This window comes from Thermocrispum sp., from assembly GCF_002919275.1.
Taxonomy (GTDB): domain Bacteria; phylum Actinomycetota; class Actinomycetes; order Mycobacteriales; family Pseudonocardiaceae; genus Thermocrispum; species Thermocrispum agreste.
Genome location: NZ_PKFA01000058.1, coordinates 48,964 through 73,244 on the forward strand (window position 1 = coordinate 48,964; position 24,281 = coordinate 73,244).

Sequence of the window (24,281 nt, forward strand, 5' to 3'; positions counted from 1 at the left end):
GGGATCTTGCACCGAGCGGTACCGATTCGTTACAGTCGCGCGGTCCCCATTACAAACCGGTCACGAACGGGACGGGCCGTCCTCCGGGACGGCACGGAAGCGGCGCCCCCGACGCCGTTTCACCGGGATCCCCCGCCCGGTTCCCCGGACGCGACCGGCACCCCGAGTACTGGAAGGCCCCGCCTTGGCACGACACCGCTCCCCCGGCGGTACTGCGTCCCCGGCCCTGCAGGCTGCATTGGAGAGCGCCGCCAACCGGCCGCGCACTCACCACCGGCTCGCGCCGCCGTCGTCGGCGTTGCGTGGCCGGATGGTCGTCGCCGCCGTGGCTGCAGGCGCGTTCGCCGCAGCAACCGCAGGGCAGACCCTGCAGGGCGCTGCCAGCCAGACCGCCGATGATGTGTCCCTTGCCAGCTCACGAGGTGCCTACGGCGCCAGTGGCGTCGGTGGCGACGTCGCCCCGGCCGCACCGGTTGCGCCCGTGGTCGTCGACGTCAGCAAGCCGAACCAGGCCGCTTCCGCCCGCGCCGAGGCCAAGAAGCTGTCCGGCGCCCAGCGCTTCACCGACGCGCGCAAGGAGCGCGAGGCCGAAGCCGCCCGCAAGGCGCGAGAAGAAGCCATGCGCCCGGACGTGGTCCGGCCCGCGGCAGGCGTGCTGACCTCCGGCTTCGGCGCCCGCTGGGGCACCACGCACTACGGGATCGACATCGCCAACGCGCTCGGCACGCCGATCGTCGCGGCTGCCGACGGCGTCGTCATCGAGGCCGGCCCGGCCAGCGGGTTCGGCAACTGGGTACGCATCCAGCACGACGACGGCACCGTCACCGTCTACGGTCACATGTTCACCTACAACGTGACCGTGGGACAGCGCGTCAAGGCAGGCGAGAAGATCGCCGAGATCGGCAACGCCGGTCAGTCCACCGGGCCGCACCTGCACTTCGAGGTCTGGCTTGGCGAGCACGGCACCAAGATCGACCCGCTGGCCTGGCTCAACAAGCACGGCATCAGCTACTGACCTCCGGCTGATCCCTCCCCCACGGGATCTCACGATCCGACCGGCACGTCGTCGACGTGCTGCGACCATGCCACCGATGGGCAGTCGTGCTGCCGTTGCCGGCTGCCCATCTTCGGCTGCCCGCTTTCCGGCCAGGCCTTTGGCCATGCCTGAAGTCGGCCGATCTCCAGCGCTGGCGGCCCCCTCCAACGCTCGACGCCTGCTGACGACTTCATCGCACACCACCCCCAGATGAATCGAACACCTGTTCGAATCAACTGTAGCATCGAACGCTTCGCCGTGCACCGTCCCGCGCACCGGAACGATCAGCCGACCATGAACCGAGCCTTGGGCGAGTACGTGATCACCACAGGGGACACCCGGTGCGCCGCGGACGTCATCGCCAGGGGACAGTCGGTCACACCGCGGCTACCACCTCGCAGGGAATACCGGGAGTGAACCCACGTGGCGCTGCTGTCGGGGTTTGCGCAGCGCTGCACCAGGCAGTCCCAGCGAGCTCTGCTTCGTGGGTACGTACTGCTCGCTGGGGCTGCCCCTCACCAGCTCCGCAAATCCACGTCGGCCCTCTGCCGGGGCGGTCACCGGGCCCGCGCGGCCGTGCGCGGCGAGTCGATCACAGCCTCGTTCCGGGCACAGCTGCCGACCAGGGCGAACGGGGAGCGCGGAGGTCGATCGATGCGGAGGACCCGGCCGCCGCGCACGACCGACAAGCACCCAGGGACCCACAACCACCGACCACAACGGACGGAACGTGCCCGGATCGGTCACCGAGCGCCGAGGACCAGCAATCCAACCAACCCCACGCCGATCCCCCGGTAACGCGGAGGACCAATCAAACGAGCGGACCCGGCCGCCGGGCACAAACCGAAGAGCGCGTGGGGCCAACAGCCGCCGAGCAAGCCCAACGGGCAGTACGGGCAGTACGGGTAGCACGGCACCGATGAACACCGACAGCACGTACCGGCGCAGCCGGGCACGCCGTCAGCTCGCGCAGGCCGCCACCAATCACAGCTTCGTCATGGGCACGCTGCCGATCAGCATCAGCCGCACCGTGCCCGCCGAGCCGAAGTCGATGGTTGCGGTCGCCCGCGGCCCGGACCCGTCGGTCGCGATCACCCTGCCCAGGCCGTACTTGTCGTGGTTCACCCGGTCGCCGACCTCCAGCTGCAGCGCCGGCTTCGCCGCGGCTGCCTTCCAGCCGGAGAACGACGTCGTACGCATACCACCCGCGGCGATACGCGCCTGCGCCGAATCGCTGCCCCAGCCACCGCCACGCCCCCACCTGGTCGCGGCGCGCGGCCCCGCCGGACTCTCCACCGGTTCCTCTCGCCGCCACTCGACCAAATCGGCCGGGATCTCGTCCAAGAACCGGGAGGCCGGATTGTGCACCGGCGAGCCCCATGCGGCGCGCACCAGCGCCCGCGACACGTACAGCCGCTCTCGCGCCCGGGTGATTGCCACGTAGGCCAGTCGCCGCTCCTCCGCCAGCTCCGTCGGGTCGGACAACGCACGCATGTGCGGGAAGACACCGTCCTCCCACCCGGTGCAGAACACCACCGGGTACTCCAGACCCTTGGCAGTGTGCACGGTCATCAGCGTGACCACACCGCTCTGCTCCTCCGGGTCGCCGTCCGCGTCGGGGTCGGGCACCGAGTCCGCGTCGGACACCAGCGACACCCGCTCCAGGAAACCGTCCAGCAGGCTCTGCGCGGGCGCATCGGCCGCCGCCGCGGCGTCGGCGTCCACCGGCTCCCCGACCGTGTTTTCGGCGAACTCACGCGCCACGGTGACGAGTTCGGTGAGGTTGTCCACTCTGGTGGCGTCCTGCGGGTCGTCGGACTCGTCCAGCTCGGCCCGGTAGCCGGTGCGATCCAGCACCGCCTCCAGGATGTCCGCCGGGTCGGCATCGTCCAGCACCATCTGCCGCAGCTCGTCGTACAGCTCGACGAAGGCGGCGATGGCGTTCCGCGAGCGCGGGTTCAGCGACTCGATCTTGCCCTCGGCAGCCGCACGCAACGCCGCGTAGAAGGAGATGCGCTCGCGCTCGGCGTAGGCGGCCACCGTGGCCTCGGCCCGCTCGCCGATGCCGCGCTTGGGCACGTTGAGGATCCGCCGCAGGCTGACCGTGTCCTCCGGGTTCGCCAGCACCCGCAGGTAGGCCAGCGCGTCGCGGACCTCGCGCCGCTCGTAGAACCGCACACCGCCGACCACCCGGTACGGCAAGCCGAGCCGGATGAAGATCTCCTCGAACGGCCGGGACTGGTTGTTGGTGCGGTAGAAGACGGCAATGTCGGAGTACTTGGCTTTGCCGGAATCGACCAGCGCGTCGATCTCACCGGCCACGAAAGCCGCCTCGTCGTGCGCGTTGTCAGCCACGTAGCCGACGATCTTGTCGCCGTCGCCCGCGTCCGTCCACAGCCGCTTCTCCCTGCGGTTGGGATTGCGGGAGATCACCGCGTTGGCCGCGGACAGGATGGTCTGGGTGGACCGGTAGTTCTGCTCCAGCAGGATGGTGCGGGCGTCGGGGAAGTCCCGTTCGAATTCCTCGATGTTGCGGATCGTCGCGCCACGGAAGGCGTAGATGGACTGGTCCGCATCGCCCACCACGCACAGCTCCGCGGGCTCGACGTCCGAATCGGCCGAGTCGGGCCCGACCAGCTCCCGCACCAGCACGTACTGCGCGTGGTTGGTGTCCTGGTACTCGTCCACCAGCACGTGCCGGAACCGCCTGCGGTAGTACTCCGCGGTCTCCGGGAACTGCTGCAGCAGGTGCACCGTGCGCATGATCAAGTCGTCGAAGTCGAACGCGTTCGCCTGCTCCAGGCGCCGCTGATACTCCGCGTAGACCTCCGCGGCCACCCGCTGCGCACCGTCCGCCGCCACGGCAGCCGCCGCCTCGACGTCGACCAGTTCGTTCTTCCAGTCCGAGATCTGATGGGCCAGCGCCCGCGGCGGATGCTTCTTCGGGTCCAGGTCGAGGTCCCGCACCACCAGCGTGACCAGCCGCTTGGTGTCGTCGGCGTCGTAGATGCTGAAGTTCGACGACATGCCGAGCGTCTTCGCCTCCCGCCGGAGCACCCGCACGCACATCCGGTGGAACGTCGACACCCACATCGCGTTCGCCCGGCGGCCGCACAGGTCGACGACGCGTTCGCGCATCTCGTTGGCCGCCTTGTTGGTGAACGTGATGGCCATGATCTCGCCGGGGTGGACGTCCCTGGCCACCAGCAGGTAGGCGATCCGCCTGGTCAGCACGCGGGTCTTGCCCGAGCCCGCGCCTGCGACCACCAGCAGCGGGCTGCCCTGGTGTTGCACCGCGGCCCGCTGTGCCGGGTTGAGGTCGGCAAGCAGCTCGTCCACCTCGGCCGCGCGGCCGGCGGAGGTGTGGTCGTTCAGGTCGAAAAGGGTGCTCATCGACTGTCCACGGTACTTGCTCCCGCCCACATCACACCGGCGCGGCTACCGCGGTTCGGCAACGATGTGCAACAATGGCCCCATGCGGCATTTCGACGGGCGATTTTTTTACGGGAACCGGACTCCGGCTCCCGTGATCGCCTAGTGCCGAACAAGCCATCACAAGCCCCGGAGTCCTCCGACCCCGGGGCTTTCGTCGGCTCTGGGGCCGGGTGGCAGGACGGAGACGAGGAAACCGTGACCACCGACACCACACAGCCCACGGAGCAGGACAACATCGACCGGCTGCGGGAAGAGATCGACCAGATCGACGCCGAGATCCTGCGGTTGGTGAAGCGGCGCGTGGAGGTCTCCAGGAAGATCGGCGCCGCCCGCATGGCCGCAGGCGGGCCCCGCATCGTCTACAACCGCGAGATGGACGTGCTCGCCCGCTACCGCGAGCTGGGCCCGGACGGCAGGCAGCTCGCCCTCGCGCTGCTCAACCTGGGCCGCGGCAGGCTGGGCCGGTGACCACGTCGATCCGGCACCCGGCGCGCGACGCGCCGCAGGCGACCGGGTGCCGGCGCCGACATCTGGGGGAAAATCCCTGAGGTCCTGCGCGCCCAATGCGCGCACACTCGACTCATGGGCACGATCGTCAACATCATCGCCGTCGTCGTCGCCATCGCGGGTGTGCTGGCCACGGTCGGCCACGGCGCATACCTCGCGCTACTGAACAATGCAGCGCGCCGCCGTGCCGGTGGCGCACCGGTTGCCACATACGTGCGCAGCCGCAGAGCGCTCGCCGTGGGCACCACGGTGGCGGCACTGCTGGGCCTGGCGATGACCGGCGCCGAGTCCGTCGCCGTCGACGTGCTCGCCATGCTGCTGGCAGGCGGCAGCGGCGCGGTGGCCGCGCAGTCCTTGCGGGAAACGCAGGAGCGTTACCGCATCGAGCGCTGACCGGCAAGGCTCGTCGCGGCCACTCTGACATCAAAGCGTGACTTCACCCGGAAGGATGCCCGCACCCGGGTGACATTCAGGGCAAATCGAGCCCCCGACTGGGGTAACGCGCAGTAAGTTCCTACGCTGATGCACGTGAAGATTCGCGCGCATCGGTCGAGACGCACCGCGCACGCGAGATCACTCTCCGCTACTCCATTCGGCGGAATAACCCGGGATGTGCCGTCAGCTACACCGGCAAGGGGGGTCACTGGGGCATGAGCCACGCGGGTTCTGCACACACCACCCCGCCCCACCGTCCGGGACGGCACAGGCGCACAGCGAACAACGAAGCCGCATGGACCCCCACGGTCGACCCGGAGGCCAGCGGCGGCAGGCACCGCGCCCCGGACGCACCCACGGAAGAGATCCCGCCGGTCGGCTCACTGTCCGGCACACTCCCCACCACAGCCCCCGCGATGCCGTCGGCCGGGGAGAACGTCAGCCGTCGGCCGCGAGGCGACGAGCGCCCACGAACCGCGGCACGGTCCGCCGCGACCGCCCGGCGGCCGCGTCGAGCATCTGCTCCGGCCGGGTCGACCGGTGAACCGGCGGCCGGCCACCCGGACCTTCCGGCCCAGGTCCCGGCCGAAGCCGTGCCACCGTCCCACAGCGACGACCAGCCGGACATCCCCGCCCAGAAAACCGGCAGCCGCGAGGCGGCGACGTCCGATGAGCCCGGCCAGACCGCGGGCAGGAATTCCGCCGAGCCGGACGCCCCCAAGCCCCCACAGCGCACCCGGGTCACCCTGACCCCCGCGACAGAGGAGACCGAGGACGTCCGGGTCTACGTCGCCCCACCCCCTGGCGGCCTGAGCAAGTTCGACCTGGGCAACGTCCCGGCGTCGGTCACCCCGCCGCGCAGCTGGCGCAAGGCCGCCTGGTTCGCCACGATGTCGTCGTGCGGCGTCGCCGTCGCACTGGTGCTGGCCGGCTCCTACCTGGTCGGTCAGTCGCCACACACCACGGACGTGGAAGGCTGGACCGGTTTCCGCGGTCAGCCGCCGGTGATGCACGACGAAGGCATCGCCGACCGCGACCCGGACGACGGCGGGCCCACCCGCAGCGCCCCCGGAAGCAGTTCGAGCGAGCCGCAGCGCATCGCCGACATGGCCGACATCACCGACACCAGCAACTCGGGCAACACCACCCCGGGCGGCACCACACCCAGCGCCAAACCGTCGACGCCGGACACGCCGACCAGCCCTGGCGACTCGACGAAGCCGACCAGCCCGCCGGAAAAGCCGCCGCCGGTGACCGCCCCGCGGGAAATCCGGCGCGACTCGATCTTCAACTTCCCGCCGGATGCGAAGACGATGGGCGACCGGTCGGAGACCTTCCTCAACGAGATCACCGAGCACCCGGAAGTGGCGCACGCGCAGACCGGCGGCGACCTGTACGCGCAGGGCCCGGAAGCACTGGCCAAGCGCTACGCCGACATCGCCTACTTCGAGGTCAAGCACATCTACATCGACCAGAAGAACCGGGTCACCGTCAACACGGTCAACGTGGTGTATCAGGACGGCACCAGCGAGACCCAGCAGTGCACTCTCCGGTTCGAAGAAGGGGACAAGATCACGCAGGATTGCCGGTGAAATTTCACCTGCATGTGCATCTTTTAACCCGTTCGGACCATGATCGAACCGCTTGTCGACAATGAGCGTCAATTTACCGACAATCACTGGCTCTCCCGCCGGTCCTCGTCGTTGGCTGTAGGTGCGTTTCCGGGCGCGGCGACGCCGCCGCCCGCAAGTTGTCGGACTGCACGCGCCGAGGTGAGGCGATGCCGGTGGTTGGCTTCACTCGTGGCAGCGACCACGCCATGCGGTCGCCCAGCCGCATCGAGGAGGTCCGCTACCCCGCTGGGTCGGGCGCATCCGACCCGGCCGCCGACGAACCGGCCGAGCCTGCCGGGGAAGCAGGTTCGGCCGGCGACGACGACATCTCCCCCGCGCAGCCGGAACCGGAGCACGCCGCGATCCGGGTGGCCAAGCTCGCCGCCCTGGTGACCGCCGTGGCGCTGCTGTGCGCCGCCGTCGTCGCGGCGGCGTTCTTGGACCGGCAGCGGCGGGACGCACCTCCCCACAGCGGTCCGCAGCAGGTCTCCGGGCTGCCCGCGCTGGCAGGCATCGAACACGACGGCGAAGTGGCCGCCGCCCCGTCACCGGCGGCGCAGCGGCCGGGCGGCGCCGCGTCGTCGGCAGGCGGAGCCAGCGTACGGTACCAGGAACCCGAATCGTCACATCGAGCGATGTGGACCCCCGACCCGTGCGAGCTGGCGATCATCTTCTACCGAAGGCTGGCCGACGAACCCGCCCGCGCGCTGGCCATGCTCGGCGGGCGCCTGTCGGACGACGAACGCCAGACGCTGCTGACCGTGTGGCGCACCCTGGACCGGGTCGAAGTCCGTGACCTGCGTCAACTCACCGACGACCGGGTGCGAGCGAGTGTGACGATGACCACACTCGGCGGCGGTGCCTACCGGGTCGACCACGAACTGCGGGTCGATCCGCCCGCGATCGTCGACGTCATCCTGCTGTCGTCGCAGCGCTTGGCCGGCGGCCCCCGTGCGGTGGAACCCGGTACCCCCGCCGTGTGCGGACAGTGACGCCCTAGTCTGGGCAACAACCCTCCACTGGGGCATGCGTGTGGGGTAGAGTTCCGCCGCGCCGTGCTTCGCCGAGAACAACAGGGGCAGCAGTTTTGAGCGACGAAGGTCGTGTTGTCGCGGGCCGATACCGCATCGTCAGGCGGATCGGCACCGGCGCCATGGGTGCTGTCTGGCAGGCGCATGACGAACTGCTTGGCCGGACGGTGGCCGTCAAGCAATTGATGTTGCAGCCCGGCCTCAACGAGGCCGAGCAGCGGGAAGCCAGGCAGCGGGCGATGCGGGAAGGCCGCATCGCCGCGCGGCTGCACCACCCGAACGCCATCACGGTGTTCGACGTGGTCACCGACGACTACGGGCAGCCGTGCCTGATCATGGAGTACCTGGAGTCGACCAGCCTGGCGGCGGTGCTGCAGGCACGCAAGACGCTGCCGCCGATGGAGGTGGCGCGGATCGGTGCGCAGGTCGCATCGGCGCTGGCCGCCGCGCACCAGGTCGGCGTGGTGCATCGGGACATCAAGCCTGCGAACATCCTGCTGGACCGCAACGGGACGGCGAAGATCACCGACTTCGGGATCTCCCGCGCCGTCGACGACGTGACGGTCACCAAGACCGGGATGATCGCGGGCACGCCCGCCTACCTGGCCCCCGAAGTGGCCATCGGCCAGCCGCCGGGGCCGGAGTCGGACATCTTCTCGCTCGGCTCCACGCTGTACGCGGCCACCGAGGGCCAGCCGCCGTTCGGGCTCAGCGAGAACACGCTCAGCCTGCTGCACGCGGTGGCCGCGGGTCAGATCAACCCGCCGCGCCGGTCCGGGCCGCTGACCAGCGTGCTGGCCGTGCTGCTGCATCCGGAGAAGGAGCGCAGGCCGAACGCAGCCGAGGCGGAGCGCCTGCTGGCCGCGGTCGCCCGTGGGGAGACACCGCTGGGCGGCCCGGTGGACGACGGCCCGACCGCGATGGTGGCCGGTGCGGTGTCCGGCGATCTCCGCGACGAGTTCGACGACGCACACACCCGTCCCATCGAGCGGGCGGAGCCGACGACCGCGCTGCGCACCGCAGACGAGCCCGAACCGGAACCGCACGAGGACGACGACACGCGTCCGCGTGGCTGGCTCAAGCCCGCGGCAGCGGCGGCCCTGCTGATCGGCGGGATCACCGCGCTGGCGCTGTACTTCTCCGGCGGCACCGACGAAGCGCCACCGGTCGGCTCGCACACGAACTCGTCAACGGACTCCTCGGCCCGTCAGGTCAAGCAGGACACCTCACCCAGCAAGGAGGACGTGAAGCCGCCGCCGACGACCTCCACCACGACGAGCACGTCCAAGCGGTCCGAGGAACCCGAGCCACCCCCGCCGGGTTTCACCACCGAGGTGCCCGAGCCCGAGGACGAGCCGACGGCCGAACCGGAGGAGCCGCCGGAGGGCCCGCCGTCGACCGACGACGGCGGCAGCGGCGACGACGACCAGGAGCCACCAATCCAGCCGTCCGACCCACCGCCGTCGACGCCTTCGTCGCCTCCGTCGAGCGGGGCGTCCGGCGAGGCGTAGCGGGCCCCGGCGATGGAAGGCACGCTCATCGGCGACCGCTATCGGCTCAGTCAGCCGATCGGTCGCGGGCGCGCCGGTTTCGCGTGGATCGCCCAGGACACCCGGGTGCATCGCACCGTGGTCGCCAAGCCGGTGGCGGTGTCCAACCCGCAGGACATCTCGTTCGCCCTGGAACAGGCCAAGCACGCCGCGCGGCTGCGGCACCGCTGCGCCGTCACGGTCTACGACGTGTTCCCGGAAGGGCCCGAGGTGTGGCTCATCACCGAGTACGTGCCGTCCCGTTCGATGGCGGAGTTCCTCACCGGCCACGTCAGGCTCGGCGTCGCCGACACCACGATGCTGGGCACGCACGTCTCCGCGGCGGTGGCGGCGGCGCACGAGATCGGGCTGCTGCACCGGGCCATCGAGCCGTCGAACATTTTGCTGGCCGACGACGGCGGGGTGCTGATCACCAACTTCGGCATCGGCGGGCTGGATGCCGACGCCGACTACCAGGCGCCGGAGGTGGTCGGCGGCAGCCATCCGACGCCCGCATCGGACGTCTTCTCCCTCGGCGCCACCCTGTTCTACGCCGCCGAGGGGTACGTTCCATTCACCGCGGGCCACGAGACGGCGACGTTCCAGCACCTGGCCGGGACCCCGCTGCAGCCGCTGCTGGCCAGGATGCTCTTCGTCGATCCGACGATACGGCCGGCGATGGCGGAGGTGTGGTCCGAGCTCCGCGGCTCCGCCCGGACCAGCCGGACTGGGCAGGCCACCGCGGGCCAGCACACCGGCACCGTCCCGCTGGTGGGTGGGTCGGGGACGCAGCCGTTCGCTCAGCAGGCAGCACCCGCGCCCGGGGCACCGGAGCGGTCTGGGCAACCCGCCCAGTCGGAGGCCACCCACCAACTCGGCGGCCATCCGGCCGATCCCCGCGCGACGCAGCAGCCCGGTGGATCGCCGGTTTCCACCGGTGCGGCCCACCAGCTCGGCGGCCAGCCGATGCCTGCCGGGGTGCCTCAGCAACTCGGTGAGCAACCGGTGTACGCCGGGGCGACTCGGCAACTCGGTGAGCAACCGGCGTACGCCGGGGCGACTCGGCAGCCCTCGAGTGGCGCGGGCGCGATCCCATGGCCGCATCAAGACCTCGACCTGGCCCAACCACGGCAACAGCCGCCCAGCGGTCTGCGCGCCCTCGGATTGCCGTCTCCGGCGGTCATCGCCGCCGCGGTAGTGCTCGCCGTCCTGGTCGGCATGGCATTCGCCGAACTGGTCCTGATCCGGTCGTGACCGCACCGCAGGGGCCGCACACCGGCCGATGCGCGACCCCTGTCCGGCAAGTCACGTGCGGGTCAGCGCGAAGCCGCCGCCGGCGCCCCGGCTGCCATGCGCTCCTCCGCCAAGCGGTTCGCGGCCGCCAGCGGTGTGACGTTCTCCTTCTCCGCCAACGTCAGCACCTCGCGCATGGTGTCGAAGATCCGTGCTGTGCGCTGCCTGACCCGGTCGGCGTCGTAGCCGTGCAGCTCGTCCGCGACGTGGATGACGCCACCGGCGTTGACCAGATAGTCCGGCGCATACAGCACACCGCGCCGGTGCAGGGCGTCCGCCAGGCCGGGATGCGCCAGCTGGTTGTTCGCCGCCCCACAGACGATCTCCGCCGCCAGCGCGTCCACGTTGCCGTCGTGCAGGACACCGCCCATCGCGCACGGCGCGAAGACGTCCAGCTCGGTGCGGATCAGCTCGTCGGTGTCCGCAGCCACCGCGATGTTCGGATACAGGCGCCGCACCGCGTCGACGGCTTCCTGCCGGACGTCGGTGATGACCACCTCGGCGCCTTCCTCCAGCAGGTGGCCGAGCAGCAGGTGGCCCACCTTGCCGACCCCCGCAACACCGACGCGCTTGCCCGCCAGGCTCTCGCTGCCCCAGCGGTGCGCCGCCGCGGCTCGCATGCCTTGGTAGACGCCGAAGGCGGTGTACGGCGAAGGGTCGCCGATGCCGCCGGCGGCAGCCGACCGCCCCACGACGTACTTGGTCTGGGTGGCGACGATGTCCATGTCCGCGGCGTCGGTGCCCACGTCGACCGCGGTGATGTAGCGGCCTGCCAGCGAGTCGACGAAACGCCCGTAGGCCTCCAGCAGGGCCGGGGTCTTGGCCACCGCCGGGTCGCCGATGATCACGGCCTTGCCGCCGCCGAGCGGCAGCCCGGCGAGCGCGTTTTTGTACGCCATGCCGTGCGACAGCCGCAACACGTCGTCGAGCGCTTCGTCCTCACTGGCGTAGGGGTAGAAGCGGGTGCCCCCGAGGCCGGGGCCCAGTGCGGTGGAATACAGCCCGACGATGGCCTTCAAGCCGGTTGCCCGGTCGTAGCCGAACACGACCTGCTCGTGGCCAGTCCCTCTCTCGAATACTCCCAGGGTCATGAGTGATGACTCCTTCAGCGATGGGGCCGCAGCGCTTGTGGCGCGTCGGCCCGTCACGTAAGGGTGGTGCCCTCATCCTGGCTTGAAATCGCCGCGGAATCACCATCGGAAAGCGACAAATCTGGCCGCACCCCGGTCGTGGGCCGGTCACGGGCGCGACCGAGGACGGCCAGACCCGGGGCTCAGACCAGGCGCCGATCCGACGCCCAGCGCGACAGCTCGTAGCGATTGGACAACTGCGTCTTACGCAGCACCGACGACACGTGCGTCTCCACCGTCTTGACCGAGATGAACAACTCGGCGGCGATCTCCTTGTACGCGTAGCCGCGCGCCAGCAGCCGCAACACGTCCCGCTCGCGCGGCGTCAGCAGGTCCAGCTCGGGGTCGGAGATCGGCGCCGCTCCCGGCCGGTCGGCGAACGCGTCCAGCACGAACCCGGCCAGCCGCGGCGAGAACACCGCGTCGCCGTCGGCGACCCGCAGGATCGCCTGCACCAGGTCACGCGAGGAGATCGTCTTCGTCACGTAGCCACGGGCACCGCCACGGATGACCGAGATGACGTCCTCGGCGGCGTCGGACACCGACAACGCCAGGAACTTGATGTCCGGGTACTCGGGCCGGATCCGGCGCAGCACCTCGGAGCCGCCGCCGTCCGGCATGTGCACGTCGAGCAGCACCACCTGTGGCTTGGTGCGGGCGATTCCGGCAACCGCTTCCCGCACCGAACCCGCCTCGCCGACGACGCGGACCTTGTCGGAGAAGTTCTCCAGCTCGGTGCGGGCACCGGTACGGAACAGCCCGTGGTCGTCGACCAAGAACACCGTCACCGGTTCACGTGCCTGGGTCATCCCATTCGCCTCTCAACCTTGCCCACGTCGCCGCGGTGGCGATTCGACCAGGTTAGTACAGCCGGGCGGGCGCGGCGGGCACGTTGCCGCACCCCACCCAGGTGATCCGTCCTCATGCCTGCTCCCGCACCGGCATCTCCAGCCGCACCTCGGTGCCTTCGCCGATGGCCGTGCGCACCTCGCAGCGTCCCCCGTTGCGGGTCATCCGGCCGCGGATGGAATCGGCAAGGCCGTGCCGGTCCGCCGGGACGGCGTCCGGGTCGAATCCCTTGCCCCGGTCGCGCACGAACACCGACACCTTGCCCGGTTCCACCTCGGCGTAGACGCTGACCTCCTGCACCCCGGCATGCTTGGCGGCGTTGACCATGGCCTCCCTGGCCGCCTGCACCACGGCGACGATCGGCTCGCTGAGCTCGACGTCGCCCACCGTGACGTGCTGCACCGAGATGGCGAACGTGTCCTCCACCTCGCCGCACACCTCGGCCAGCGCCTCGGACAGCCGCTGTGCCGAGCCGCCGCGATCCGATTTCCCCGCGCCGTAGCCGGACGCGCCGTAGAGCCAGGTGCGCAGCTGCCGCTCCTGTCCCCTGGCCAGCCGCACCACCTCGCGCGGCGCGTCCGCCTGCTTCTGGATCAGCGCCAGCGTCTGCAGCACGGAGTCGTGCAGGTGCGCGGCGATCTCCGCCCGCTCCTCCTGCCGGATGCGCTCCCGCCGCTCCTCGACCAGGTCGCGGGTGATGCGCAGCCAGAACGGCACCGTCAGCACGGCCACCCCGATCAGCGTCGCCACCACCGCGACCAGCGCGAACTGCACCTGTTCGAACGTCCCCTCGCGCAGCAGCACCACGCCGAGCCCGGTCAGCACCAGCGCGGCACCGGCGACGATGCGCAGCGCCGCCTGCCAGCCGCCCCCACCGAGAACCGCCCCGACCGGTCCCCGGCGCCAGCGGCGGCGCTGCGACTCGTCGGCCTCGCGCCACACCAGCACGGCACCGACCAGCGCAACCGCCAGCGGAACCGCCACCCAGGCGCTGAACGATCCGCTGAGCGTGCCCCCGAGCACCCCCAGCGCGCCGCCCAGCGCCAGCAACGCGATGGCTTGCTGGCGTTCGCGCGGGGTGACTTCGACGTCGTCGTCGGCCGCCCGCTGCGGCACGAAGATCCACAGCAGGCCGTACAGGATCACGCCGACCCCGCTGAGCGCGCACAGCAGCGTGAACACCAGCCGGACCGTGCTGACCTTCACGCGGAGGTGGTCCGCCACCCCGCCGGCCACGCCGGCCAGCACCCGGCCGTTGCGCCTGCGGGTCATGCGAGCCACCGGCTCCGGTTCGGCCACCCCCGACGGCTTGATCCGGGCAGGCACCTTCACACCCGCCGGTGCGCGCACCACCATCGGGCTCACCGACGTCGCGGTGGGCCCGGCGGCGGCTGGCTGTTCGCGTCGTGTAGTCACCAGGGCTCATGCTCACACGGCCCGCATCGGGGCCGCATCCGGGATTCCCCCTGAATCGTGCCGCGGTGCGATATCAGGGTTGTTCCCGGATGTGTCCGGCACCGCGGGCGGAGCATCATCGACGGCATGAACACCGAAGCACCCCACCGATCCGGCGGCATGGACGTCGCCGAGACGCTCCGGGACTTCTGGATCAGCCGCCCGCGACGGGTCCGCCGCGGGCGCAAGATCGCGGGTGTGGCGGCAGGCGTGGCCGCCCGGTACGGCATCGATCCGGTGGTGCCGCGCATCGCGCTGGTCGTGGCGACGTTCTTCGGCGGCTTCGGTGTGCTGCTCTACCTGCTCGGCTGGCTGCTGCTGCCGGACGAGCGGGACAAGGTCTCCGCGCTCGAGGCACTGCTCGGCAAGGGCCGCAGCTCCACCCCGCCGCACATGACCGTCGGCCTGTGCATCGCCTTGTTCCCCGCGGCCAGCTGGACGTTCGGCGGCTGGTGGTTCAACGGCACCGGCGTCGTCCTGGGAGCGCTGATCCTCATCGGAGTGTTCATGCTGCATCACAACCGAGGTGACCAGAACCGGCCGATCGCCCCGGTGGCGGAGGACGCGGCTCCCGCGTCGTTCTCGGCGCAGCCCACCTCGCTGTCGCCGGACGAGTCGACCGAAAGCAACTACCAGCCCCCGCCGGGTGCGTGGGATCCACTCGGCGCCGACCCGCTGGGCTGGCAGTTCTCCGACGAACCGGTGCACGCCGGATCGGCCGAGCCGGACTCGTGGTCCGAGCCGGCTGCACCCGCGCGCCGGATGCGACCGGTGAGCCCGGGGATCACGCTGGGCGCGACGCTGCTGACCGCGGCCGTGGGGACCACGCTGGCGATCCTCGGCAACGGGTGGTTCACCGTCAGCACCGTCATCGGGCTCTCGCTGGCTGTGCTCGGGCTCGGCATGGTGCTGAGCTCGTTCGCAGGCACCGGGCGCCAGCTGCTCGGGCTGGCCGTACCGCTCAGCGCAATCGGCCTGCTGGTCACCGTGCTCCCCATCGCGGATCTGCCCGGGGGCGGGTTCGGCGAGCTGGACGTGCGGCCGGTGAGCACGGCCGAGGTGCTGGACGAGTACGAGCGCACCGGCGGCCGGGTGGAGCTCGACCTCAGCGGGCTTCCCGCGGATTCCGATCCGGTGAAGACCAAGGTGGCGGTCGGCCTCGGCGAAGCGCTGGTCGTCGTGCCGGAGAACGCGGACGTGACCGTGACCTGCGAGACCTCGGTCGGCGAGGTGCAGTGCCTCGGCCGGACCGTGCACGGCCTGGGCACGGACGGCGTCTCGCTGACCGACGACGGCATCGGCGACGGACCGAAGATCACCCTGGACGTGTCCAGCGTGGTGGGCAGAGTGGAGGTGACCCGTGGCTGAGCCGGCCCCTCGACAACGACGCGTCGATCCCATCGCCCTGGCAGGCGGTCTCGGTACGATCCTGGTCGCGGCCTACATCCTGGGCGGCAAGAACCTGCTGCCCGACCTGGATCTGCGGTGGTTCCTCGCCGTGCTGGCCGGGCTGATGGGGATCGGGCTGATCGCGGCCTCGCTGCGCCGCTAGCCGGTCACTCCCATTCGATGGTCCCCGGCGGCTTGGACGTCACGTCCAGCACGACCCGGTTGACCTCGGCCACCTCGTTGGTGATGCGGGTGGAGATCCGTTCCACCACGTCGTAGGGCAGCCGGGTCCAGTCCGCCGTCATGGCGTCCTCCGAGGACACCGGGCGGAGCACCACCGGATGCCCGTAGGTGCGGCCGTCACCCTGCACACCGACACTGCGCACGTCGGCCAGCAGCACCACCGGGCACTGCCAGATCTCCCGGTCCAGGCCCGCCGCGGACAGTTCCTCTCGGGCGATCGCATCGGCCGCACGCAGCGTCTCCAGCCGCTCGGCGGTCACCTCGCCCACGATGCGGATGGCCAGGCCGGGCCCGGGGAACGGATGCCGGTGGATGATCGTCTCCGGCAGGCCGAGCTCGGCGCCGACCCGCCGCACTTCGTCCTTGAACAGCAGCCGCAGCGGCTCGACCAACTCGAACTGCAGGTCGTCCGGCAGCCCGCCGACGTTGTGGTGCGACTTGATGTTGGCCGCGCCCGCTCCGCCGCCGGACTCCACCACGTCCGGGTAGAGGGTCCCCTGGACCAGGAAGCGGTAGTCGCCTTCGGCCTTCAGGTCGCGCTCGGCCTGCTCGAAGACCCGGATGAACTCGCGGCCGATGATCTTGCGCTTCTGCTCCGGGTCGGTGACGCCCGCCAGCGCGTTCAGGAACCGGTCCCGGGCGTCGACGGTGACCAGCCGGACACCGGTGGCCGCCACGAAGTCCCGTTCCACCTGGGCCCGCTCCCCGGCCCTCAGCAGCCCGTGGTCGACGAACACGCAGGTCAGCCGGTCGCCGATGGCGCGCTGCACCAGCGCGGCCGCCACCGCGGAGTCGACGCCGCCGGACAGGCCGCAGATCGCCCTGCCGTCGCCGATCTGCTCCCGGATGCTGCTCACCTGCTCGTCGACGATCGACGCGGTCGTCCACTGCGGCCGGACGCCCGCGACGTCGTGCAGGAACCGTCGCAGCACCTCCTGCCCGTGCGGGGAGTGCGCCACCTCCGGGTGGTACTGCACGCCCGCCAGCCTCCGCTCGAGGTTCTCGAACGCCGCCACGCTCGCCCGGGGGCTGGCCGCGGTCACCGTGAAGCCTTCCGGCGCCTTGCTCACCTCGTCGCCGTGGGACATCCACACCGGGTGCCGCGCGGGCAGCTCGGCGTGCAGCACACCGGGGTCGACCACCGTCAGCTCGGTGCGGCCGTACTCGCGGTTGCCGGTGTGCTCGACCTCGCCGCCCAGCGCGCGGGCCATCGCCTGGAAGCCGTAACAGATGCCGAAGACCGGCACGCCTGCCTCGAACAGCTCGGGGTCGACCATCGGCGCCCCCGGCTCGTAAACCGACGACGGGCCGCCGGAGAGCACGATGGCCGACGGGTTGCGGGCGAGCAGCTCGGACACCGGCGTGGTGTGCGGGACGACTTCCGAGTAGACCTGCGCCTCGCGCACTCGCCGGGCGATCAACTGTGCGTACTGTGCGCCGAAGTCGACGACGAGCACCGGGCCGGATTGCTGCTGCGACATGACGTCATCATCGCAGGTCGCCCGTACGGCACCGGCGCGGGCGACGGTGTTGCGCGAAGTGCGACACAAACTGCCGTGACCGCGCGGCGGGCACCACCGCGGCCGTCCGCGCCGCACCTCGTCGGATCAGGTCTGCACAGCCCGCTCACGGGTCTTCCCGCCCACGGGGGCGTCAGAACGCCGCGGAGGCCGCGGAGTCAGCGGACCTCGACCAGCGGCAGCCGCAACGCGCCCGGCGCGCCATCGGGAACCGCTGGACGGCGCGGCGGCACCGGCTTGATCCTGCGGTACGGGCTGCCCGGTGCCGGCCGGGGATCCTCCTCCCCCTTGTTCGGCCAGAACGCCATCGCGCGTTCGGCCTGCGCGGTGATGGTCAGCGACGGGTTCACGCCCAGGTTCGCGCTCACCGCCGAGCCGTCCACCACGGACAGGCCCGGGTGGCCGAACACCCGGTGGTACGGGTCGATCACGCCCTCATGCGGGGTCGCACCGATGACGCACCCGCCCAGGAAGTGCGCGGTCATCGGGATGTTGAACAGCTCGCTCCACGTGCTGCCCGCGATGCCGCCGATCTCCTCGGCGATCAGCTGGTTGGCCTCGTAGCCCGCCCGGATGAACGCCGGGTTCGGTTCGCCGTGCCCCTGCTTGGACCGGTACCAGCGGCGGCCGAACCGCTTGGTGGTGTAGGTGGTCAGCGAATTGTCCCGGCTCTGCATGACCAGCAGGATCATGGTGCGCTCGCTCCACCGGTACTGGTGCATCAGCCGGGCGGTGGTGACCGGGTGCCGCAGCAGGAAGGACAAGAACTGCCGCCAGCGCGGCACGTCGCTGTCGCCCTCGGTGGCCAGCGTCTGCAGCAGGCCCATCGCGTTGGAGCCCTTGCCGTAGCGCACCGGCTCCAGGTGCGTGTTCTCGTCCGGGTGGATGGACGAGGTGATCGCGATCCCCCGGCTGAAGTCCCGCTGCGGGTCCACGGCGAACCGGGACGAGCCGATGATCGCCTCGGAGTTGGTCCTGGTCAGCTCGCCGAGCCGAGCGGACAGCCGGGGCAGCTGCCCGGTGTCCCGCATCCGGTGCAGCAGGTTCTGGGTGCCCCAGGTGCCCGCGGCCAGCACGACCTTCTCCGCGGTGAGCGTGTGCCGGAAGCGCTTCGACCGCCGGTCGGTCTTGCGGATGTCGACGTCGAAACCGCCGTCGGTGCGCTGGCGCACCGCGGTCACCGTGGTCATCGGGATGATCTTGGCGCCGTTGCGCTCGGCCAGGTACAGGTAGTTCTTGGTCAGCGTGTTCTTGGCGTTGTGCCGGCAGCCGACCATGCAGTTGCCGCACTCGATGCATCCGGTGCGCGCCGGGCCGACGCCGCCGAAGAACGGGTCCGGCACCGTCTGCCCCGGCTTGCCGAAGAACACCCCGACCTGGGTCGGGTGGTAGGTGTGCGCGATGCCCATCCGCGCCGCGACCTTGCGCATCACTTCGTCGTGCGGGGTGTCCAGCGGGCACTCCACCACCCCGAGCATGCGGGACGCCTGGTCGTAGTACGGGGCCAGCTCGGACTCCCAGTCGGTGATGTGCGCCCACTGCTTGTCCTGGTAGAAGGGCTTGAGCGGGCGGTAGAGGGTGTTCGCGTAGTTCAGCGAGCCGCCCCCGACGCCCGCCCCGGCAAGCACCAGGACGTCGTCCAGCAAGTGGATGCGCTGGATCCCGTAGCAGCCCAGGGCCGGGGCCCACAGGAACTTGCGCAGGTTCCACGACGTCTCGGCGAAGTCCTCGTCGGAGAACCGCCTGCCTGCCTCGATGACCGCGACCCGGTATCCCTTCTCGGTCAGCCGCAGGGCCGAGACGCTGCCGCCGAACCCCGAGCCGACGATGATGACGTCATAGTCGTAGCTGGTGGGCATAGCGGCCAGGGTAACCGCGGCGGCCGCTTCTGACTACGGGTAAGTTACCTACGAGTCACCGCGATCGGCCGGTGGAGTTCACGCGCGCACCGTGAGCCCGACCTTCTGGAACTCCTTCAAGTCGGAGTAGCCCGTCTTGGCCATCGCCCGGCGCAGCGCGCCGAACAAATTGATCCGGCCATCCGGCTCGAACGACGGCCCGTAAAGCAGCGTCTCCAAATCGACGTCGACGTCCGGGCCCATGGCGATACGCGACCGCGGCAACGACGGGTGCGCCGCGGCAGCGGTCCAGTACAGGCCCCGGCCGGGAGCGTCCCGGTAGCCAGCCAGCGGGGCGCCGAGCATCACGGCGTCCGCCCCGCACGCGATGGCCTTGGCCAGGTCACCGCTGCAGCTGATGCCGCCGTCGGCGATGACGTGGACGTAGCGGCCGCCCGTCTCGTCGAGGTAGTCGCGGCGAGCCGCCGCCGCGTCGATGATCGCGGTGGCCATGGGCACGCCGATGCCCAGCACCCGGTCGGTGGAGGTGACCCCGGGCGCGTAGCCGTGGCCGACCAGCACCCCGGCGGCTCCGGTGCGCATGAGGTGCATCGCCGTGCGGTAGTCGCTGACCCCGCCCGCGATCACCGGGATGTCCAGGTTGGCGATGAAGTCCTTGAGGTTCAGCGGCTCGGTGTCCTCGCCGCTGACGTGCTCGGCCGACACGATGGTGCCCTGCACCACCAGGATCTCCACCCCGGCGTCGAGCAGGTGCGGGGTCAGCTCGGCGGCGTTCTGCGGGCTCACCCGGGCGGCCACCGTCACGCCGGCGTCCCGGATCTTCTTCAGCGCGGCCGTGATCAGCTCCGGGCGGATCGGCGCGGCGTGCAGCTGCTGCAACTGACGGGTCAGCGCCGCCGGGTCCTCCATGTTCTCCGCCGCCACCAGCAGCGTCTGCAACGCCTCGTCGACGTCGGCGTGCCTGGCCCACAGCCCTTCGGCGTTGAGCACGCCGAGCCCGCCGAGCTTGCCGATGGCGATGGCGGTGTCCGGCGAGACGATCGCATCCGTCGGATGGGTCACCAACGGCAGCTCGAAGCGATAGGCGTCGATCTGCCAGGCGGTCGAGACGATCTTCGACGACCGCGTCCGCCGCGACGGCACGATCTCCACGTCGTCCAGGTCGTAGGCCCGCCGGGCGGTCCTGCCCATGCCGATCTCGATCACATCACGCACGGGCTAGAGCCTAGCTTTCCCGGCCAGCGCGTGCCCGCGGTGGCCGGGACGCACCGCGAGCAGCGCCACGCGCCGGCCGAGCGGTCAGCTCCGCATGGTGTAGTTCGGCGCCTCCGCCGTCATGATCACGTCGTGCGGGTGCGACTCCTTCAGGCCTGCCGAGGTGATCCGTACCAGCTGCGCCTGCTGCAGCTCGGCGATGGTACGCGCGCCGGTGAAGCCCATGCCCGAGCGCAACCCGCCGACCAGCTGGTGCACCACCGTCGCCAGCGGCCCCCGGTACGGTGTGCGGGCCTCGATGCCCTCCGGAACCAGCTTGTCGTCGCTGAGCACGTCGTCCTGCGCGTAGCGGTCCCTGGAGTACGACTTGCCGCCCGCACGGGACTGCATGGCCCCCAGCGATCCCATGCCGCGATACGTCTTGTACTGCTTGCCGTTGACCAGGATGACGTCGCCCGGCGACTCGTCGGTGCCTGCCAGCAGGCTGCCCAGCATCACCGTGTCGGCACCGGCTGCGATGGCCTTGGCGATGTCACCGGAGTACTGGATGCCGCCGTCACCGATCACCGGAACCCCTGCGGGCTTGCACGCCTGCGCGACCTCGTAGATGGCCGAGATCTGCGGCACCCCGACACCCGCGACGACGCGCGTGGTGCAGATGGACCCCGGGCCGACCCCGACCTTCACCGCGTCGGCGCCCGCGTCCACCATCGCCTGGCCGCCCGCCCGCGTGGCCACGTTGCCGCCGATGATGTCGACCGTGTCGCCCAGTTCCTTCTTCAGGACGGCGATGGTCTCCAGCACGTTCTTCGAGTGACCGTGCGCGGTGTCCACCACGATCGCGTCCACGCCCGCGTCCGCGAGGGCGTGCGCACGCTTGCGACCGTCCACGCCGACGCCCACCGCGGCGGCGACCAGCAGCCTGCCGTCCGGGTCCTTGGTCGCGTTCGGGTACTGCTCGGTCTTGACGAAGTCCTTGACCGTGATCAGCCCGCGCAGCTTGCCCGCGCCGTCCACGATCGGCAGTTTCTCCACCTTGTGCCTGCGCAGCAGGCTCAGCGCGACGTCCGCCGACACCCCGACCTGCGCGGTGACCAGCGGCGGCTTGGTCATCACCTCGGCGACCTTGCGCGAGTGGTCCACCTCGAAGCGCATGTCGCGGTTGGTGATGATGCCCACCAGCGTGCCGTCCGGATCGGTCACCGGCACACCGGAGATGCGATACCGCGCGCACAGCGCGTCCACCTCGGCCAGCGTGTCCTCCGGTGAACACGTCACCGGGTCGGTCACCATGCCCGCTTCGGAGCGTTTGACCACCTCGACCTGCGACGCCTGATCGTCGATGGACAAGTTGCGCTGCAGCACGCCGATCCCGCCCTGACGGGCCATGGCAATGGCCATCCGGGCTTCGGTCACGGTGTCCATCGCCGCCGAAACCAGCGGGATTCGCAGCGTGATGTTGCGGGACAGGCGCGCGGTGGTGTCCACCTCGCTGGGGACGACGTCGGTCTCCGCCGGAAGCAGCAGCACGTCGTCGAACGTCAGCCCGAGCGGCGCGAACTTGCTGGGAAGGAACTCCTCGTCAGGCCGAGTGTGGGGGGTCATGCGTCGATGGTATCTGGACAGCCACCGGAGCCGACCCTGTACCGTTTTCGATGTGCACTCGCAGGAAATGCCGCCCGACCCATTCGCCGACGACCCGGACGACCCGGCGCGGAGCCTGGCAGACATGGACGACGAGCCCGCACCTCCGCTGACCGAGGAGGAACGGGCCGAGCTGCTGGCCGACTTGCAGGATCTGCAGCTGTACCAGCGGCTGCTGGAACCGCGCGGGATCCGCGGGATCGTGGTCGACTGCGCCGACTGCAACGAGCCGCACTACCACGAGTGGCACCTGCTGCGTGCCAGCCTGGAGCAGCTGCTCACCGACGGTCAGGTGCGGCCGCACGAGCCTGCGTTCGCCCCGAACCCGATGGACTACGTGAGCTGGGACTACTGCCGCGGCTTCGCCGAAGGAGTGCGCGCCACCCAGTCCGCACGCTGATTTCCGACCGCATGCCGCGGACGAGGCGGTCCGCATGCATCGCACGGCGCCGCTGCGCGCCCGAGCGGAGCCGTGCACAGGCGACCGAAGCCCAACCGAAGGTCAGCCGAAGCCGCGATCTGCGGCTTCATGCTTGCGCGCCGTCCCGGCCCGAGCGGTCACCAGGTGTGATGCATCTCGCCCCAGCCGGATGTGACGCTTCTCGCCCGCTCGTTTCCGGGCCGGGCGCTTGCTAGCCGCCGTCTTCGCCCCGTGGCTCGGTGGCGCTCTCCGCGCCGTTGGTCCGCGGCTGTGACGAGTAGTGGTCCTGATCGGACTCCGCGCTCGACGGCGGCGCCGACGGCGTGGACGGCTCGGTGCTCGGCTCGCTCGGCTCGCTGCTGGGCTCGCTGGGCGGCTGCTCGCTCGGCTGGTCGCTGCTGCCACCTGGCGAAGACGGGTTGCTCGACGGCGGGTCGTCGCCCTCCGGCGTCGTCGGCTTGTCGTCCGGCGCGCTTCCGCCCCGATCCAGCTCGTCACGCAACTTGTCGTGCTCGCGCTGCAGGCCGTCGTGGTCGTCTTCCTCGGCGACGTTCTGCAGCGACTTGCGAGCCTTCTCCAGCGCGTCCCGCGCGACGTTCAAATCGCCGTCGTCGAGCGCCTCGCGAGCGCGCTTGAACTCCGCCCGCACGTCGTAGGAGGCCTCGACCGACGCCGCCTTGTCGGCGTAGAGCACCTGGGTCAGGCCCCACAGCGTGTCACCGGGCTGTGCGTCCCTGGCGGCGATGCTGGCACCACCGAACGTGACCCCCAGCACGGCCGCAGCCGCCGCCACCGGGATCAGCATGCGGCGCCGCCGCGCCTTGTCGTTGCGGTGCGACTCGCGCGCCGCGCGGATCGTGGCCAGCGCCGTCTCGGCGTCCACCAGCTCCGGCATCGGCTCGCTGTCGACTTCCCGGCTCCAGGCCAGCAGCAGCGAGTTCAGCTCGGCGGAGCCGAGCTCGTCGGCCACCTTGCGATCCGAGCCACCCAGCGCGTCCAGCAACGCGTCGTCGGCGTGCACGGCCGCCAGGTCAGGCGTCGACGACTCGTCGTGTGAGTTCGACACTCAGACCACCTCCTCTGCGGCCAATGCTTTGCGCAGCCGAGCCAGCGCCCTGTGCTGCGCCACCCGCACCGCACCCGGCGTCGAGCCGACCGCTTCCGCGGTCTCCTCCGCGGACAACCCCACCACGACGCGCAGTACGAGGATCTCGCGCTGCTTCTCCGGCAGGATCTCCAGCAGTTTCGACATGCGTTCGTTCAGCTCGCCCTGCAGCGCGTGCTGCTCGGGGCCGATGTCCCGTTCCACGTCGTCCGGCACATCGGCCACCGGGTCCGCCTTGTTGCGGGACGCGGCGCGGTGCGCATCGGCGACTTTGTGCTGCGCGATGCCGTACACGAAGGCCAGAAACGGTCGTCCCTGATCCCGGTACGTAGGCAAAGCCGTCAGCACCGCGAGGCACACCTCCTGGGCCACGTCGTCCGCCGAGGCGAACGACCTTTCCTGCCTGCCGACGCGCGCTCGGCAATAGCGCACAACCAAAGGACGGACGGCAGCCAGCACCCGCTCGACCGCCTCGGGATCCCCCTCAACGGCAGCGGCGACCGACTCGTCCAGTCCGTCCCCCACATTGGCCATCGCAGACAACTGTCCCAGTGTTACTCATTGACGACAAA

Annotated in this window: 20 protein-coding genes; 10 read left to right on the forward strand and 10 right to left on the reverse strand. The window is 70.6% G+C overall.

The features are described 5' to 3' along the window. Nucleotides 1–310: 310 nt before the first annotated feature. Nucleotides 311–1,015, forward strand: a complete 705-nt coding sequence (locus CXP56_RS15035) for a M23 family metallopeptidase (protein ID WP_028848787.1) — start codon at nucleotides 311–313, stop codon at nucleotides 1,013–1,015. A 1,005-nt stretch (nucleotides 1,016–2,020) separates the two neighbouring features. Here the strand turns inward: CXP56_RS15035 and pcrA are convergent. Beyond that, nucleotides 2,021–4,429, reverse strand: coding sequence for a DNA helicase PcrA (pcrA, locus tag CXP56_RS15040; RefSeq protein WP_286901592.1), 2,409 nt, complete (start codon nucleotides 4,427–4,429; stop codon nucleotides 2,021–2,023). A 237-nt stretch (nucleotides 4,430–4,666) separates the two neighbouring features. Here pcrA and CXP56_RS15045 point away from each other — a divergent pair, with 237 nt between their 5' ends. The 6 genes from CXP56_RS15045 to CXP56_RS15070 all read left to right on the forward strand — a co-directional run bounded on the left by CXP56_RS15045 (nucleotide 4,667) and on the right by CXP56_RS15070 (nucleotide 10,840). Then, nucleotides 4,667–4,939, forward strand: coding sequence for a chorismate mutase (locus tag CXP56_RS15045; RefSeq protein ID WP_028848785.1), 273 nt, complete (start codon nucleotides 4,667–4,669; stop codon nucleotides 4,937–4,939). A 114-nt stretch (nucleotides 4,940–5,053) separates the two neighbouring features. Continuing rightward, complete coding sequence (locus CXP56_RS15050) at nucleotides 5,054–5,371, forward strand: hypothetical protein (RefSeq protein WP_286901593.1); 318 nt, start codon at nucleotides 5,054–5,056, stop codon at nucleotides 5,369–5,371. 635 nt (nucleotides 5,372–6,006) lie between these two features. Further along, on the forward strand, nucleotides 6,007–7,005 hold the full coding sequence (locus CXP56_RS15055) for a hypothetical protein (protein ID WP_051310403.1): 999 nt from the start codon (nucleotides 6,007–6,009) through the stop codon (nucleotides 7,003–7,005). Between the two features lie 188 nt (nucleotides 7,006–7,193). Beyond that, complete coding sequence (locus CXP56_RS15060) at nucleotides 7,194–8,018, forward strand: hypothetical protein (RefSeq protein WP_028848783.1); 825 nt, start codon at nucleotides 7,194–7,196, stop codon at nucleotides 8,016–8,018. 95 nt (nucleotides 8,019–8,113) lie between these two features. Next, entirely contained in the window at nucleotides 8,114–9,568 is a 1,455-nt protein-coding gene (locus tag CXP56_RS15065; RefSeq protein ID WP_084609348.1) for a serine/threonine-protein kinase, read from the forward strand. 12 nt (nucleotides 9,569–9,580) lie between these two features. Further along, nucleotides 9,581–10,840: a serine/threonine-protein kinase gene (locus tag CXP56_RS15070; RefSeq protein ID WP_286901597.1), complete on the forward strand. Its 1,260-nt coding sequence runs from the start codon at nucleotides 9,581–9,583 to the stop codon at nucleotides 10,838–10,840. A gap of 62 nt (nucleotides 10,841–10,902) precedes the next feature. On the opposite strand, the gene CXP56_RS15075 is transcribed toward CXP56_RS15070, so the two are convergent. The 3 genes from CXP56_RS15075 to CXP56_RS15085 form a co-directional block, all read right to left on the reverse strand. Next, nucleotides 10,903–11,970 (reverse strand): Glu/Leu/Phe/Val family dehydrogenase, encoded by a 1,068-nt coding sequence (locus tag CXP56_RS15075; protein ID WP_286901598.1) that lies wholly within the window; start codon nucleotides 11,968–11,970, stop codon nucleotides 10,903–10,905. A 182-nt stretch (nucleotides 11,971–12,152) separates the two neighbouring features. Then, nucleotides 12,153–12,818, reverse strand: coding sequence for a response regulator (locus tag CXP56_RS15080; RefSeq protein WP_028848781.1), 666 nt, complete (start codon nucleotides 12,816–12,818; stop codon nucleotides 12,153–12,155). Nucleotides 12,819–12,930: 112 nt separating this feature from the next. Further along, nucleotides 12,931–14,274, reverse strand: coding sequence for an ATP-binding protein (locus tag CXP56_RS15085; protein ID WP_425426141.1), 1,344 nt, complete (start codon nucleotides 14,272–14,274; stop codon nucleotides 12,931–12,933). Nucleotides 14,275–14,400: 126 nt separating this feature from the next. Between CXP56_RS15085 and CXP56_RS15090 the strand changes: the two genes are divergently transcribed. Continuing rightward, nucleotides 14,401–15,681, forward strand: a complete 1,281-nt coding sequence (locus tag CXP56_RS15090; protein WP_028848779.1) for a PspC domain-containing protein — start codon at nucleotides 14,401–14,403, stop codon at nucleotides 15,679–15,681. Continuing rightward, nucleotides 15,674–15,865 (forward strand): hypothetical protein, encoded by a 192-nt coding sequence (locus CXP56_RS15095; protein WP_028848778.1) that lies wholly within the window; start codon nucleotides 15,674–15,676, stop codon nucleotides 15,863–15,865. The genes CXP56_RS15090 and CXP56_RS15095 overlap by 8 nt, the downstream gene beginning before the upstream one ends. Before the next feature lie 4 nt (nucleotides 15,866–15,869). Here the strand turns inward: CXP56_RS15095 and guaA are convergent, their stop codons facing one another. The 4 genes from guaA to guaB form a co-directional block, all read right to left on the reverse strand. Then, entirely contained in the window at nucleotides 15,870–17,426 is a 1,557-nt protein-coding gene (gene guaA, locus CXP56_RS15100) for a glutamine-hydrolyzing GMP synthase (protein ID WP_028848777.1), read from the reverse strand. Nucleotides 17,427–17,623: 197 nt separating this feature from the next. Next, entirely contained in the window at nucleotides 17,624–19,324 is a 1,701-nt protein-coding gene (locus CXP56_RS15105) for an FAD-dependent oxidoreductase (RefSeq protein ID WP_028848776.1), read from the reverse strand. Between the two features lie 78 nt (nucleotides 19,325–19,402). Beyond that, nucleotides 19,403–20,539: a GuaB3 family IMP dehydrogenase-related protein gene (locus tag CXP56_RS15110; protein ID WP_028848775.1), complete on the reverse strand. Its 1,137-nt coding sequence runs from the start codon at nucleotides 20,537–20,539 to the stop codon at nucleotides 19,403–19,405. A gap of 84 nt (nucleotides 20,540–20,623) precedes the next feature. Then, the gene (gene guaB, locus CXP56_RS15115; RefSeq protein WP_028848774.1) at nucleotides 20,624–22,144 is read right to left on the reverse strand and encodes an IMP dehydrogenase; all 1,521 of its coding nucleotides are present in this window, start codon (nucleotides 22,142–22,144) and stop codon (nucleotides 20,624–20,626) included. 67 nt (nucleotides 22,145–22,211) lie between these two features. Here guaB and CXP56_RS15120 point away from each other — a divergent pair, with 67 nt between their 5' ends. Continuing rightward, the gene (locus CXP56_RS15120; RefSeq protein ID WP_028848773.1) at nucleotides 22,212–22,583 is read left to right on the forward strand and encodes a DUF5319 family protein; all 372 of its coding nucleotides are present in this window, start codon (nucleotides 22,212–22,214) and stop codon (nucleotides 22,581–22,583) included. A gap of 232 nt (nucleotides 22,584–22,815) precedes the next feature. Here the strand turns inward: CXP56_RS15120 and CXP56_RS15125 are convergent, their stop codons facing one another. Together CXP56_RS15125 and CXP56_RS15130 are read right to left on the reverse strand one after the other, a co-directional pair. Then, on the reverse strand, nucleotides 22,816–23,670 hold the full coding sequence (locus CXP56_RS15125) for an anti-sigma-D factor RsdA (RefSeq protein ID WP_051310400.1): 855 nt from the start codon (nucleotides 23,668–23,670) through the stop codon (nucleotides 22,816–22,818). Continuing rightward, a complete protein-coding gene (locus CXP56_RS15130; RefSeq protein WP_286901601.1) occupies nucleotides 23,671–24,243 on the reverse strand; it encodes a sigma-70 family RNA polymerase sigma factor in 573 nt (190 codons plus the stop codon). Nucleotides 24,244–24,281 lie beyond the last annotated feature (38 nt).